We start from the raw sequence: 14,552 nt of genomic DNA, 5'->3' as shown, positions 1-14,552 counted from the left end.
CGGTTACTGCTGACCTAGGGAGCGGGTGACGGTGGAAGGCGCGGCGCTGACCCGGCGGGGGCTGCTCGTCGGGATCGGGGCGGTGGGCGGCGCGGGCGCCATGTACGCCGCCATGGGCGCGCTCGGGCTCGCCCCCTCCGAGCAGGACAAGGAGTTCGCCGCGCCGCGCCCCGGCGACTTCTCCCTGCGCGGCAAGGGCGCGGCCAAGGTGGTGATCCTCGGCGCGGGCGTGGCCGGACTGACCGCCGCGTACGAGCTGGGCAAGGCCGGTTACGACTGCACCCTGCTGGAGGCCAGGGACAGGGCCGGCGGCCGGAACCTCACGCTGCGCGGCGGCGACCGCCTGACCGAGCTGAACGGCCCGGACCAGGACGTCAGGCTCGGCGAGGGCGTCTACTTCAACGCCGGGCCCGGACGCATCGCCCCCTGGATGGTCACCCTCGACTACTGCCGCGAGCTGGGCGTCCCGATCGAGACGTTCGTCAACAACAACGCCTCCGCGTACGTCCACACCAACGGCAGGACCGTGCGGGCCCGCACCGCCCGAGCCGACATGTACGGATATGTCGCAGAACTGCTGGCCAAAGCCACAAATATCGGTGCGCTCGACAAGGCGATCACCGCCGACGACCGGCAGCGCCTGCTCGAATTCCTCCGCCGGTTCGGCGACCTGGGGCCCAAGCTCGACTACGAGGGCTCATCCCGGCGCGGGTTCACCAAGTACCCGGCGCTCGACACCGGAACCCCCGTCCCGCCCCCCGGCACCCTGCACGACGTCCTGGCCGCCGCCACCGGCCGCGCCATCACCAACGACTTCGGCTACGACATGGCCACCCCCATGTTCCAGCCGGTCGGCGGCATGGACGCGATCGTCAAGAAGCTGACCGAGGCCGTCGGGGCCGACCGCATCAGGACCGGCGCCAAGGTCACCAGGATCACGACCCTGGACGACGGCGTCGAGGTGACGTACAGCGGCGGCAGCGTCAAGGCCGACTACTGCGTCGCCACCCTCCCCCCGCACCTCCTCGCCAAGATCCCGCACAACCTCGGAGCGCAGATCACCAGCGCACTGAGCACCCCCATCCCGATCGCCGCCGGCAAGATCGGCCTGGAGTACGGCAGGCGCTGGTGGGAGCTGGAGGACCGCATCTACGGCGGCGTCACCGAGACCGACCTGGACATCACCCACATCTGGTACCCCTCCCACGGCTACCACTCCGAACGCGGCCTGATCGTCGGCTACTACAACACCGAGCAGAACGCCGAGCTGTACGGCTCCCTCACCCCCGAGGACAGACGGCGCAAGGCGCTCACCCAGGGCAGGAAGATCCACGGCGACAAATACCGTCAGGACCTCCTGTCCAGCGTCTCCATCGCCTGGCACCGTCAGGAGCACATCCAGGGAGGCTGGATGTACTGGCCCTCCTTTGATTCGTCCTTCACTCTTCTGCAACGCCCCGCCGGAAGGGTTTACTTCGCGGGCGACTGGCTCACCCACTTGATCGCCTGGCAGGCAGGCGCCATGGAGTCGGCCCGCAGCGTCGTCACCCTGCTGCACCAGCGGGTGTTGCAGTCCACGTGACGTCGCACGCTGCTTCCGCGACCGGCATAGGGTCGGTCGGGGAAGAGCGATCGAGGAGACGAGGATGACGTTGCACTGGGTGCCCGCGACCGACCGTGGTGACCTGCTGGCCGAGCCGGTGGCGCTCGCCGTCCCGGGCATCGAGGGTGCCGAGGTGACGGAGATCGACCCCGACCTGGCCGACACGGCCGCGTTCTGCGAACGCTACGGCGTACGGCTCGACGAGTCCGCCAACTGCGTGGTCGTGGCCGCCAAGCGCGGCGGCGAGACGCGCTACGCCGCCTGCATGGTGCTCGCGACGATGCGTGTCGACGTCAACGGCGTGGTGCGCAGGCACCTCGACGCCCGGAAGGCGAGTTTCGCGCCGATGGCCGACGCGGTCGAGCTGACCGGCATGGAGTACGGCGGCATCACGCCGCTCGGGCTGCCCTCCGACTGGCCCGTCCTGGTGGACGAGCACGTCGCCGCCCATCCCAGGGTGGTGATCGGCAGCGGCCTGCGCAGGTCGAAGCTCGCCGTCCCGGGCGCCACGCTGGCCGGGCTGAAGGGCGCCGAGGTCCTGTCCCTGACCACCTGAAGGCGCCGAAGCCGAACTGAAGCCAATTCGAGACCGTTGGATGGGAAACCGATGAGGCCGTATCGGACGTTGTACGACTGGGAATGTGGCCTCATGGTTCATCTCGTGGGCGGGGATTAAGCCGGTATGGTGCTTCATGCCATGAACGATGACCGACTAGGCCCTTACCGGCTGCTCAGGCGGCTCGGTGAAGGCGGGATGGGCGTTGTCCACCTCGCTGTCGACCCTCAGGGCCGGCAGGTGGCGGTCAAGGTCCTGCGCGGAGAGGTCGCCGGTGACGAGGTCGCCAGGCGGCGGCTTTCGCGCGAGGTCGAGACCATGCGCCGGGTCCGCAGCAAATTCATTGCAGAAGTGGTCGATGCGGACGTAACCGGTCATCGTCCTTACATCGTCACGCGTTACGTGCCCGGCCGTCCTCTCGACGAGATCGTCAAGGACGACGGGCCGCTCGACCTGCCCGCGCTGGTCCGGATCGCCCATGGCGTGGCCTCGGCGCTGTCGGAGGTCCACTCCGTCGGCGTGATCCACCGCGACCTCAAGCCGGGCAACGTGCTCATCCTCGACGGCGAGCCCGTCCTGATCGACTTCGGCATCGCCCAGGCGGTCGACGCGACCCGGCTGACCCAGACCGGCATGTTCATCGGCACGCCCGGCTACCTCGCGCCCGAGATCATCGAAGGCCAGGAGGCCGGCCCCGAGGTCGACATCCACGCCTGGGCGGGCACGCTGCTCTACGCCGCCACCGGCCAGCCGCCCTTCGGCAAGGGCACGCTGGAGATGATCTTCTACAACATCACCGCCGGCAAGGCCGACATCAGCGGCGTGCCGTCCGAGCTGCAGCCGCTGCTCAAGGCGGGCTTCCAGCGCAACCCGGCCAAGCGTCCCAAGGCCGCCGACCTGGCCGAGCAGACGGCCCGGATGTTGCCGAGGCCGCCGCTGGGCGGGCCCGACGAGATCTCCACCGTGCCGCGGCCCGACGCGCCCGAGGACTTCCCGACCAGGCGGGCGCCGTTCGTGGGGGAGAAGCCCTCCTACGACGTCTCCACGCCGCCGATGACGCCGCGCCGGCTGATCGACGGCCAGGAGCAGCCGGTCCAGCCGCCCGCCGACCCCCACTTCGTCTCGCTGCTGCCCAGCCAGGGACCGCCCGCCCAGGGGCTGCCCGTTCAGGGACCGCCGGCCCAGGGGCTTCCCGGCCAGGGCCTGTCCGGCCAGGGCCTGTCCGGGCAGGGCCTGGCCGGACAGGGCGCCGGGCCGGCCGACCACGGCGCGGAGCTGCCGGGCGCGGGTGACCCGTGGCCGACCCGCCGGGTGTCGCCGGAGGAGCTTCGCCAGATCCAGCGCGAGGCCGGGCCCAGCCAGCCCTGGCCGCAGCAGCAGCCCCCGCTCCACCCCCAGCCGCAGCCGCACGTCGACCACCACGAGGCCGACGTGCCCACCCGGCGCGTACGCCCGGACTCGGCCGAGTTCGGCCGGCTCAGCTCCGGCCCCCAGCCGGTGGACCACGGCCGGTACGCCGCCGGCCCGGAACCCGTGAACCACGGCCGCGCCAACGCCGTCCCGGAGCCGATGGACTACGGCCGTGCCAACGTCGTCCCCGAAGCCATGGACTACGGACGGGTCAACGCCGGCCCGGACGCGATCGACTACCGGCGGGGCAACGCGGCGGCCGAGCAGCACGACTACGGCAGGCCGGGCCCGGTGCCCGCGCAGCCGCCGCCCTACATCCCGGTGCAGCAGCAATATCCGCCCCATGACCCGCAGGCCGCTCACGAGCCGTACAACCCGGGCGCGCGTCCGGGGCAGACGTTGCAGCGCTCGAAGGCGTACGGGGTGGCGAGCGCGATGTTGCTGATCCTCATGATCGTGGCGGCGGTGACGGCGCCCGTCCTGGTGGCGGTGGTGGCGATCCCGATCGCCGTGCTGCTGCGGGCGGCCGACCTGGCCCAGCCGGCCTTCAACGGCCGCAGGCCCGCCGGCGCCGCCGCGCTCGACGTGCTCAGGGTCTTCGCCCGGCCGCAGGCGCTGGCCAAGTCCGTCGGCATCACGCTCGCCCTCGTCCTGTACGCCCTCATCCTCGGCCTGCCGGTGACGCTGCTGCTCAGCGTGGTGGTCAAGATGGACTCGGCCAACGCCCTCGCGTGGGGCGCCGCGGTCGCGCTCTGGACCCTCTGCGCGGGGCCGGGCGTCGAGGGCCCGGGGCGGCAGATGCGCAGAACGCTCTCATCGCTCGTACCCTCGAGAACAGCGGCCATGGTGATGGCGGGAGTGCTGGCGGTGGGCGCCGCGCTCTCGCTGATCCTCGCCTATGGCACGTTCGGGGACACGCCAAGGGGGAGTGTATGGAGTCCGCTGGACGTCACACCCGTGACGAAGCAGCTCACCAGCCTGAAGGGCGGCTGAGCCGAGGAAGGTGGCGATGAGCATCCAAGCGCCGGAACGCCTCGGCCCCTACCGCATCGTCAGAAAGATCGGCGAGGGCGGCATGGGGGTCGTCCACCTGGGTCTCGACGGTGAGGGCCGCGAGGTCGCCATCAAGGTGCTCCACCCGCACGTGGCCGCCGATCTCAAGGCCCGCGACCGGCTCACGCGCGAGGTCGAGACCATGCGCCGGGTGCGCAGCCCGCACGTCGCCGAGGTCATCGACGCCGAGCTGGTGGGGGGCCAGCCCTACGTCGTGACCCGCTTCGCCCCGGGCCGCACGCTGGAAGAGACCGTGCTGAGCGAGGGCGCTCTGGAGGCGCGGCAGGTCATCAGGCTGGCCCAGGGGCTGTGCCAGGCGCTGGTCGCCATCCACGCGGCCGACGTGATCCACCGCGACTTCAAGCCGTCCAACGTCATGCTGGTCGACGGCGAGCCGCTGGTCATCGACTTCGGCATCGCCCACCTGGTGAACGCGACCCGGCTGACCCAGACCGGCATGTTCGTCGGCACGCCGGGCTACCTGGCGCCCGAGATCATCCGCGACAGCGACATCACCCAGGCGGCCGACGTGCACGCGCTGGCCTCGACGGTGTTCTTCGCCGCCACGGGCGCGCCGCCGTTCGGCACCGGGACGTTCGAGGCGGTCTGCTTCAACATCATGGAGGGGCGGGCCCAGCTCGACCGGGCGCCCGCGTGGCTGCGCGGCTGGTTGTCGCGCGCGCTGCGGGTCGACCCCACCGCCCGGCCGAGCGCGCAGGAGCTGCTGCGGATGGCCAGGGAGCTCGACCCGTCGGTGACGACGTTCAACGAGTTCGAGGGGCCGACCGGCACCAAGCGCATCGGCAGCGGCACGCGCGCCATGGACACGTTCTCCGACCTGCTGCCGCCGGTCGAGTACCGCAAGGCCGCGCCGCCCCCGCCACCTCCGCCGCCCGCGCGGCGCGACGAGCGGCCGCCGCCCTACGTGCCCGCGCCGACGTCGGCGCGCCCGGTGCCGCGCACCGACCAGCGCGTGGCGGGCTACCCGGCGCCGCCGCCGCAGCCGCGCCCCTACACGCCGCCGCCCCAGCCGCGCAGCCACGTGCCGCCGGCGGAGCGGAAGAGGTATCTGTTCGGCGCCCAGGTGACCGGGCTGCTGCTGCTGGTCACGCTGGTGGCGCTGACGGTCATGATGCCCGTCGTGGTGGGCGCGGTGGCCGTCGCGCTGGCGGTGGTACTGCGCGTGGGCGAGTACCTGTTCGGCGACATGGTCAAGCGCCGCCAGATCCGCGGCAGCAGCTCGGCCGATCCGCTGCTCGCGCTGGTCGGCACGCCGTGGGCGCTGGTCAAGGCCGCGCTGGTGACGCTGGTCCACGTGCCGCTCGCGCTGCTGTTCGGCGCGTGCGTCTGGGGCGCGCTTCACTGGGCCGGCGGCATGGGCACCAACCAGGCCGCCGCCTTCGCCGCGGGCGCGTTCGCCGGCGGCCTGTTCGTGCTGCCGGGCGGCGGCGCGCCGCGCAAGGCCGTGACCCGCACGCTCACCGGCGTGCTGCGCAGCCCCGGCGCCGCGCTGGTGGCGGTCGTCGCGGTGGGCACGGCGGCGCTGTTCGCGGCGATGTTCGCGCTCGGCCAGGACCCGGTCTGGGCGCCCTGGCGGGCCCCGCAGAGCGTGATCGACGGCCTGGCGAGCGACGCCAGGCAGAGCACGATCGGGCTGATCACCGGTCTGATCGAAAGTCTGCTCGACGGACTGGGGTTGGGCTTCCTGACTCCGTGGTCCTGAGTGTCCCCGTCGGCGTGGCGGGGGAGAGATGAGGTATGAGCGAGCGCCTCGGCCCCTACGAGCTTCTCTCCCGGCTCGGCGAGGGCGGCTTCGGTGAGGTCCATCTGGCGCTCGACGCCCAGGGGCGCACGGTCGCGGTGAAGGTGCTGCATCCGCACGTCGCGGCCGACGGCCTCGCGCTCGGCCGCCTCGACCGCGAGGTCGAGACCATGCGCCGGGTCGGCGGTCCGCACGTCGCCGAGGTGCTCGACGCCTCCCTCGACGGCTCCAGGCCCTACCTGGTGACCCGCTACGTCCAGGGCCGCCCGCTCAGCGCCGTGCCCGTGCCGGTCGCCGACCTGGCCGCCCTGGCCTCGGGGCTGGCCGACGCGCTGCTCGCCATGCACGAGTCCGGGGTCGTCCACCGCGATCTCAAGCCGGCCAACGTGATGATGAGCGAGGACGGCCCGGTCGTCATCGACTTCGGCATCGCCAGCGCGCTCGACTCGCTGTCGGTCACGGCCTCGGGCGCGGTCGTCGGCACGCCCGGCTACCTGGCCCCGGAGATCCTCGAAGGCGGGAGCGCGGGCGTCGAGGCCGACGTGTTCTCCTTCGGCGCGACGCTGGCCTACGCCGCCACCGGGCGGCAGCCGTACGGGCAGGGGCCGGCCTCGGCGGTGGCCTACCGGGTGGTGCACCACCCGCCCGACCTGGAGGGCGTGCCGGAGTGGCTGGCGCCGCTGTTACGCGAGTGCCTGTCCACCGACCCCGCCGCGCGTCCCACGGCCGCGCGGATCTGCGCCCGGCTGGGCGTCGCCGCCGTCCCGCACGTACGCCCGGCCGGTCCCCGTCCCTCGGCCACGGCGGTGGGTCCCCGGCCGGCCGACGACATGAGCACGAGAGAGTGGCGGCCGGGCGACAGCCGTCGCAGGTCGGTCGAGGAGTCCAGGGCGCGGCACCGGGAGAAGGTGCGCAGGCGGTGGCTCATCGGCTCGGGCCTGTTCGTGTCGCTGCTGGCGGCGGCCGCCCGCGGGCCGCTGCCGGAGGTGGCGCTCTTCCTGCTGGCCGCCTACGCGCTGGGGGTGGTGAGCGACGCCGGGGTGGCGCTGTTCTCGCGGGGGCCGTTCCGGCGGAGCCGGATGGTGACCGACCTGGTGAGCGTGGCGGGGGTGGTGGGGCTCTGTTTCGGGCTCGCCGCGGTGTTCAGCACGTTCACACTGGCCCTGTTCGCGGGTACGGCCCTGGTGGTGGGCATCGTGTTCCTGTTGTCCGCCTGACTTCCCCATGGGGGCGGTCGGACCGTACCGAATAAAGTTCGGTATGGTGGGAACGGGAGGGCTTTTCGCGGGAACCGCCGGTTTGCGCGTAAGCTACCCACGGGTAACATGACCGCGGGAGCCAGGGCACGACTCTGACCCACCCCGTGTCAGGAGCCCGTCGGGAACCTGGCAGTCTGGTCAGCATTGCATTCGGCGCCTATCGCAGCGACGCGGTGGGCGCACGCGAACACGGGAGGTCGGCCACCGGCCATGAACATCGTCGTCTGCGTGAAGCAGGTCCCCGATACGGCGACCGAGCGCAAGCTGCGGTCCGATGACAACACGCTCGATCGTGACGCCGTCGACGGCGTGGTCAACGAGCTTGACGAGTACGCGGTCGAGGAGGCGCTGAAGCTCAAGGAGGCGCACGGTGGCGAGGTCACCGTGCTCACCATGGGCCCGGGCAAGGCCACCGAGACCATCCGCAAGGCCCTGGCCATGGGCGCCGACAAGGCCGTCCACCTGAGCGACGACGCGCTGCACGGCTCCGACGCGCTGTCCACCTCGTACGCGATGGCCCAGGTGCTCAAGAAGATCGGGTTCGACCTGGTCGTCCTGGGCTCCGAGTCGACCGACGCCCGTACCGGCGTGCTGGCCGCGATGCTGGCCGAGCGCCTGGGCACGGCCCAGCTCACCCTGGCCAACAAGGTCGAGGTCGAAGGCTCCTCGATCAGCGTCCAGCGCATCACCGACTACGGCTACGACAAGGTCCAGGCCACGCTGCCGGCCGTCGTGTCCGTGGTCGAGAAGATCAACGAGCCGCGCTACCCGTCCTTCAAGGGCATCATGGCGGCCAAGAAGAAGCCGGTCGAGACGCTGGCCATCGCCGACGCCGAGATCGACGCCGCCCAGGTCGGCCTGGGTGCCGCCTGGTCCGAGGTGGTCGACTTCGCCGCCGCGCCGCCGCGCGCCGCCGGCACGATCGTCAAGGACGAGGGCGACGGCGGTTCCAAGGCCGCCGACTTCCTCGCCTCCAAGAAGTTCATCTGAGAACGGGGGTTTTACTGATATGTCGGAGATTCTCGTTCTTGTGGAGCAGGTCGAAGGCGAGGTCAAGAAGGTCACGCTCGAACTGCTGACCCTGGCCCGCTCGCTCGGCACGCCCGCCGCCGTCTGGGCCGGCCCCGGCCTCGCCGACGCCGCCAAGGCCAAGCTGGCCGAGTACGGCGCCGAGAAGATCTACGACGCCGCGTCCGCCGACATCGTCGACCACGTGGTGGCGCCCAAGGCCGAGCTGCTGGCCCAGCTCGTCGCCGAGAAGTCGCCCGCGGCGGTGCTCGTGGCCGCCACGGCCGAGGGCAAGGAGGTCGCCGGTCGCCTGGCCGTCAAGACCGACTCCGGCGTCATCACCGACGCCGTGGGCCTGTCCGAGGGCTTCGTGGCCGACCAGTCGATCTTCGGCGGTGGCGTCAACGTGCACTCCAAGGTGCGCAGGGGCACCCCGATCGTCGCCGTACGCCCGAACTCGACGGCCCCGCAGGCCGCCGCGGGCGCCGGGGCCGTCGAGGAGGTGTCGGTCGCGCTGAGCGAGGCGGCGAAGGCCGCCCGCATCGTCGAGCGCGTCAAGCAGGAGAAGGGCGCCAGGCCCGAGCTGACCGAGGCCGCGATCGTGGTCTCCGGCGGCCGGGGCGTGGGCTCCGCCGAGAACTTCTCCGTCATCGAGGGCCTGGCCGACGCGCTGGGCGCGGCCGTGGGCGCCTCGCGCGCCGCCACGGACGCCGGCTGGTACCCCCACCAGTTCCAGGTGGGCCAGACGGGCAAGACGGTCTCGCCGCAGCTCTACATCGCGGCCGGGATCTCGGGCGCCATCCAGCACCGGGCCGGAATGCAGACCGCGAAGACCATCATCGCGATCAACAAGGACCCGGAGGCGCCGATCTTCGAGCTCGCCGACTACGGGGTCGTGGGCGACCTGCACCAGGTCGTCCCGCAGCTCACCGAAGAGGTCGGCAAGCGCAAGTAGCGTCGAACGGAAGCGGCGCCGCACGACGTGCGGCGCCGCTTCCGCCGTCTCAGGCGGACGCGCTCCGGGTGCGGGCCGGGTACATGACCCCCCCAGGACGCCCGCCGGCTGGGCGGAGCTGTTGGGACGACAGAGGTCCTATGCGGCGACCTTCACCGGCTCCCGCACGGGAACGGCTCCGAACACCGGCGCCTCCCGCCGGGGCAGGAACCGCGACGCCACCGCGATCAGCACACCCAGGACGACCGCGATGCCGAGCGCGCCGCGCAGCGAGGTGGCGTCCGACAGGAAGCCGATCACCACCGGGCCGAGCAGCAGGCCCGCGTAGCCCATGGCGCCCGCCTGGGCGATGGCCGGTCCGGGGGCGTCGGTCGCGGTGCCCGCCAGGGACAGCGTCAGCGGCGCGATCGTCGCCACGCCGAGCCCGACGAAGAACATCGCCAGCACCGCCACCAGCGCCGCCGGGGCCATCAGCACGACCGTGAAGAACCCGGCCGTGGCCACGCCCGACACGGTCAGCATGCCGCGCACCCCGTACCGGGAGCGCAGCCGGTCGCCGGTGAGCCTGGCCAGCAGCATGCCGGCCTCGAACACCGGGTAGCCGAGCGCGGCCAGCGCCTCGGGGGCGCCGAGCTCGTTGCGCATGTACAGGCCGTTCCAGTCCGCGACCACGCCCTCGACCATGAAGGCGAAGAACATGATGGCGCCGAGCAGGTAGACGATCGCCGGCATGCGGTGCCGGGCCGTGCGCGCCGCCTCCGTCGCCGGGGCCTCCGGCAGGTACGTACGGCCGAGCAGCACCGCGACCGGCAGCGAGACCAGGGCGACCAGCGCCAGGTTGGCGGTGAACGACAGGCCGGCGGCGATCGACACGCTGCCCAGGGCGCCCGCCGAGATCGCGCCGACGCACCAGCCGGCGTGCATGCCGTTCATCAGCGGGCGGCCGTACGCCTGCTCGACGGTGGAGCCCTGGGCGTTCATGGCGACGTCCACGGTGCCGAAGGCCATGCCGAAGAACGTGGCGGCCACGATGAGGAGGGGGAGGTTCGGGGCGAAGGCGACGGCCAGCAGGCCGATCGCGGTGAGTGGGGCGCCGATCCGCAGAACCGCCCTGCTGCCCGCGCGGGCCATGATCCGTCGCATGGACTGCATGGTCACGAGGGCCCCGAGGCCCCATGCGAGGAGCACCGCGCCGACCGTCGACTCGGACAGGCCGAGTTTGTCGGTCAGGGCGGGGATGCGCACGGTCATCGTGCCCACCATCAGGCCGCCAAGGACAAAGGTGAGGATCGCCCCGTAGCGGGCCGTCCTCAGGTCGCGGGTCATAAGGCACACCTCTCACAAGATCGTTCGGTCGTCACAAATCAGGCGCTCCCCGCGTGGGGGCGCCTGGAAGATTCGGGGGGACAAGAACTCGAAGGGACAAGAACCACCGGCCCGACGCGCCGGCCCGGCTCGTGTTGAGGCGGGCCGTGGCCCGCCGAGGCGTTGACCGGCCCGAAGCCGACCGCCCTGAGTCGGCCGACTCAGAGCGAATGGCTGTTCGGGGGGTGGTGCGGCTGGGGAGGGCGGCGGTTCGGGGTGGGCCGGTTGGGGGCTCGCCTCGTGTCGCCCGGCGACCGTGCCGGGTCCTTGGCGGCGCCCGCTTCAGGCGGGGCCGCTCAGAAGCGGACGGCCCGCCCGAGTCGGCTCACCGGCCAGGCCGGCTGGTCCGCGCCCCCGAGCGTCTGGTCCGCGCCCCTGATCGGCTGGTCCGCGCTCCCGAGCGTCTGATCCGCACTCCCGGTCGGCTCGTCCGTGCCATCCGAGCGGCTTGTTCGTGCCGCCTGAGTGGCTCGTTCGCGCCGCTCGACCGGCCCCCGGCGCCCCGGTCTACCGTTTGCTCGGGGCGAGCCCGTTCGTCCGGCCGGTACGGGCCGGACGGGCGAGGACGGCGGGCGTCGCCGAGGCGTCAGGTCTTGAGGGTGGGCGGCTGGAAGCCCGGCGACAGGGGTCGGGGGAGCGCGTCATCGTCATCGCGAGGCCACCCCCATCCGTTCCAGTCCACCGGGAAAAGCTCCGGCGAAGAAGCTCCGACACCTGAACCAGAAGTGACCCCCGCGCATTCCCGGGGCGGGAGTGACCCGCGACACGTAGCGGCGCGAAGGTCAGCCGGGTTTGAGCAGGGCTCTCAGGCGGGTTTCGAGGGCCCGCAGGTCGGCCTCGGAGTTGAGCTGCGGGTCATGGCTCGCCACGTCCCACAACCCCTCGCACGCCAGCCGGACGATCTGCGCGGCCAGCGGGTCGGGCTCGTCGCCCAGCCCCTCCCGGTGCCATCGGGACATCGCCTCCCGCAGCGGCGCCAGCAGGAAGAGGTTGCCCGACGCGCCCGTCACGACCGCCCATCTTCGGAGCCGCCCCGAGCGCACGGCGACCAGCGTGGCCCCGAGGTACCGCTCGGTGTACGTGCCCTGCGGCTGAGCGGCCATCAGCTCGTCGAACTCTTCGATCAGCCGTTCGACCATGCCCTTGATCAGGGCCTCTTTGGTGCCGAAGTGGTAAAGAAGGCCGCCCTTGCTCACCCCGGCCCGGTCGGCCACGGCGGACAGCGTCAGCGCGGCCGACCCCTGGTCGCACAGGAGGTCTTCCGCCGCGTCCAACAGCTCGTCCCTTCGCATGCCTCGACTGTACCGTCCGGACGGTACAGTGGCAAACGAGATACCCTGATCTGGTGACACGACCGTCGGCCTATCTTGATCATGCGGCGACCACGCCCATGCTGCCCGAAGCGATCGAGGCCATGACGGAGCAACTCAAACGCGTCGGCAACGCCTCCTCGCTGCACGCCGCGGGCCGTCAGGTGCGCAGGGTCGTCGAGGAGTCCCGCGAGACCATCGCCGACGCCCTGGGGGCCCGGCCGAGCGAGGTCGTGTTCACCTCGGGCGGCACCGAGGCCGACAACCTCGCCATCAAGGGCCTCTACTGGGCGCGCAGGCCGCGCCGGCGCATCCTGATCAGCTCCGTCGAGCACCACGCCGCCCTCGACCCGGCCGCGTGGCTGGCCGAGAGCCAGGGCGCCGAGGTCGAGCTGCTCGACGTCGACGAGTACGGCCGGGTCCATCCCGACACGCTGCGCGCCGCCATCGAGCGCGCCCCCGACGACGTCGCCATGGTCAGCGTCATGTGGGCCAACAACGAGGTCGGCACGATCCAGCCCGTCCACGTGCTGGCGGCCGTCGCGCACGACCACGGCGTCCCGTTCCACACCGACGCGGTGCAGGCGATCGGGCAGCTCCCGGTCTCCTTCGCCGACTCGGGCGCCGACGCCCTCACGCTCACCGGCCACAAGGTCGGCGGGCCGATGGGCGTGGGCGCGCTGCTGCTGGCCAGAGGGCTGACGCCGGTGTCGGTGCAACACGGCGGAGGCCAGGAGCGCGACGTGCGCTCCGGCACCCTCGACGCGCCCGCCATCGCGGGCCTCGCCGCCGCCGTGCGGACCGCCGTCAAGGAGCAGGAGGCCCTGGGCCGCCGCCTGACGGCGCTGCGCGACGAGCTCATCGAGCGCGTCCGTCAGGCCGTCCCCGACGTCGTGCTCAACGGCGACCCGGCCGGCCGGCTGCCCGGCAACGCCCACTTCTCCTTCCCCGGCTGCGAGGGCGACGCGCTGCTCATGCTGCTCGACGCCAAGGGCGTGGAGTGCTCGACCGGCTCGGCCTGCTCGGCGGGCGTGGCGCAGCCTTCGCACGTGCTGCTCGCGATGGGCGCCGACGCGGCGGCCGCGCGCGGCTCGCTCAGGTTCACCCTGGGGCACACCTCGACCGGCGCCGACGTCGACCGCCTGATCGAGGTGCTGCCCGCAGCCGTCGAACGCGCCCGCAGGGCCGGGCTCAGCTGAGGAACGGGGAGACCGCGGCCCAGGCGGGGTCACTGCCCACGTCGATCCGCGGCTCGCCCTCCTTCCAGCTCGCGATCAGCTCCTCGACACGGGTCGCCGCGTCGGAGTCCGGGTCGGCGTAGAGGTGGACGACCCGGTGCCCGGCGGCGCTCAGCTGCGCGGCCAGCAGGGCGTCGTCGCGCAGCTCCAGCAGGCGGGCGCCCAGGCGTTCCTCGAAGTCGCGCAGCGCCGTCAGCGACTCGCCGGCGGGCAGGCCGTCGTCGTCGCGGTGGGCGTACGGGAGGGTGATCTCGATGTGCTGGTCGAACAGCGGGTGGTCGACGGGCCGCAGCGGGAAGCGCGCGACGGCGACCAGCGACGCGCCCTCGCCGGTCCGGCCTTCGAGCGACAGCCACTCCTCGTCCTGGTAGTTCGAGGCCAGGTCGGCGACCACGGCGGGCAGGTGGACGGCGGCGACCGCGTCGATCGGCTGGAAGGTGGCGGGCGTGATCTCGCCCACCCATCTGGCCACGTCGTCCTCGCCCAGCAGCCAGTCGAGGGCGAGTAGCGTCGCCTCCAGGCGGGTCTCCTCGTCGAGCTCGCTGAAGATCGGGTGGTAGGCGGCCACGTCGACCCGCGGCTGGTTGCGCGGCACGCGCAGCCCGAACGCCAGCTTGTCGAGGGCGAACTCGAACCCGCCCACGTCGAGCGTCAGCTCCAGCGCCTGCGGGTTGGCCCGCCGGGACGGATGGAACTCCCACAACAGGTCGGCCGGCGGCGCCGCCTTCGCCCAGCGGTGGGCGAGCGAGCGCAGCTCGGCGTCGCCGGCCGCGGTCACCACCAGGGCGTGCGCGGCGTTCCTGCCGGGCGCCACCTCCCAGACCAGGTCAGGATGGAGCGCGCCCACGGCGGGGGCGAGCAGCTCCTCGATGCCCTCGGCCGCGCCCGCGGCCACCAGCGGGTCGAGCCGCGGCCTGGCCTCCTGCCACCACGCCCAGAACCCGGCCACGCCCTCGCCGGGCCGGTCGGCCTCTTCCTCTGCGTCCTTGCGCCCGAACAGTCGCATGCGCTGAATCCTTCCAGACGGAGCCGA

11 protein-coding genes are annotated in these 14,552 nt (G+C 72.5%); 8 read left to right on the top strand and 3 right to left on the bottom strand.

The window, feature by feature from the left end; translation table 11 throughout:
• The first annotated feature begins 25 nt into the window (after positions 1–25).
• From AB0J97_RS06450 to AB0J97_RS06420, 7 genes are all read left to right on the top strand, one after another.
• Positions 26–1,582: a flavin monoamine oxidase family protein gene (locus AB0J97_RS06450; protein ID WP_364085225.1), complete on the top strand. Its 1,557-nt coding sequence runs from the start codon at positions 26–28 to the stop codon at positions 1,580–1,582.
• 64 nt (positions 1,583–1,646) lie between these two features.
• Complete coding sequence (locus AB0J97_RS06445; protein WP_357697520.1) at positions 1,647–2,159, top strand: YbaK/EbsC family protein; 513 nt, start codon at positions 1,647–1,649, stop codon at positions 2,157–2,159.
• A 126-nt stretch (positions 2,160–2,285) separates the two neighbouring features.
• A complete protein-coding gene (locus AB0J97_RS06440; RefSeq protein WP_364085221.1) occupies positions 2,286–4,562 on the top strand; it encodes a serine/threonine-protein kinase in 2,277 nt (758 codons plus the stop codon).
• Positions 4,563–4,578: 16 nt separating this feature from the next.
• Positions 4,579–6,345, top strand: coding sequence for a serine/threonine-protein kinase (locus AB0J97_RS06435; protein WP_364085218.1), 1,767 nt, complete (start codon positions 4,579–4,581; stop codon positions 6,343–6,345).
• A gap of 35 nt (positions 6,346–6,380) precedes the next feature.
• Positions 6,381–7,601, top strand: coding sequence for a serine/threonine-protein kinase (locus AB0J97_RS06430; protein ID WP_364085215.1), 1,221 nt, complete (start codon positions 6,381–6,383; stop codon positions 7,599–7,601).
• 252 nt (positions 7,602–7,853) lie between these two features.
• Positions 7,854–8,633, top strand: coding sequence for an electron transfer flavoprotein subunit beta/FixA family protein (locus AB0J97_RS06425; RefSeq protein ID WP_357697526.1), 780 nt, complete (start codon positions 7,854–7,856; stop codon positions 8,631–8,633).
• 19 nt (positions 8,634–8,652) lie between these two features.
• A complete protein-coding gene (locus tag AB0J97_RS06420; protein ID WP_364085211.1) occupies positions 8,653–9,606 on the top strand; it encodes an electron transfer flavoprotein subunit alpha/FixB family protein in 954 nt (317 codons plus the stop codon).
• A gap of 138 nt (positions 9,607–9,744) precedes the next feature.
• Here AB0J97_RS06420 and AB0J97_RS06415 read toward each other — a convergent pair whose 3' ends face one another.
• Together AB0J97_RS06415 and AB0J97_RS06410 are read right to left on the bottom strand one after the other, a co-directional pair.
• Positions 9,745–10,932: an MFS transporter gene (locus AB0J97_RS06415; protein ID WP_357697530.1), complete on the bottom strand. Its 1,188-nt coding sequence runs from the start codon at positions 10,930–10,932 to the stop codon at positions 9,745–9,747.
• 821 nt (positions 10,933–11,753) lie between these two features.
• Positions 11,754–12,263, bottom strand: coding sequence for a TetR/AcrR family transcriptional regulator (locus AB0J97_RS06410; RefSeq protein ID WP_357697532.1), 510 nt, complete (start codon positions 12,261–12,263; stop codon positions 11,754–11,756).
• 53 nt (positions 12,264–12,316) lie between these two features.
• Between AB0J97_RS06410 and AB0J97_RS06405 the strand changes: the two genes are divergently transcribed.
• Positions 12,317–13,480, top strand: coding sequence for a cysteine desulfurase family protein (locus tag AB0J97_RS06405; RefSeq protein WP_357697534.1), 1,164 nt, complete (start codon positions 12,317–12,319; stop codon positions 13,478–13,480).
• Here AB0J97_RS06405 and AB0J97_RS06400 read toward each other — a convergent pair.
• On the bottom strand, positions 13,473–14,525 hold the full coding sequence (locus AB0J97_RS06400; protein WP_364085206.1) for a DUF695 domain-containing protein: 1,053 nt from the start codon (positions 14,523–14,525) through the stop codon (positions 13,473–13,475). The genes AB0J97_RS06405 and AB0J97_RS06400 overlap by 8 nt on opposite strands.
• Positions 14,526–14,552 lie beyond the last annotated feature (27 nt).

This window comes from Nonomuraea sp. NPDC049607 (assembly GCF_040675375.1).
Taxonomy (GTDB): domain Bacteria; phylum Actinomycetota; class Actinomycetes; order Streptosporangiales; family Streptosporangiaceae; genus Nonomuraea.
The sequence above is the reverse complement of the archived record's forward strand: the minus strand, read 5'-3'. Positions and strand labels throughout refer to the sequence as shown.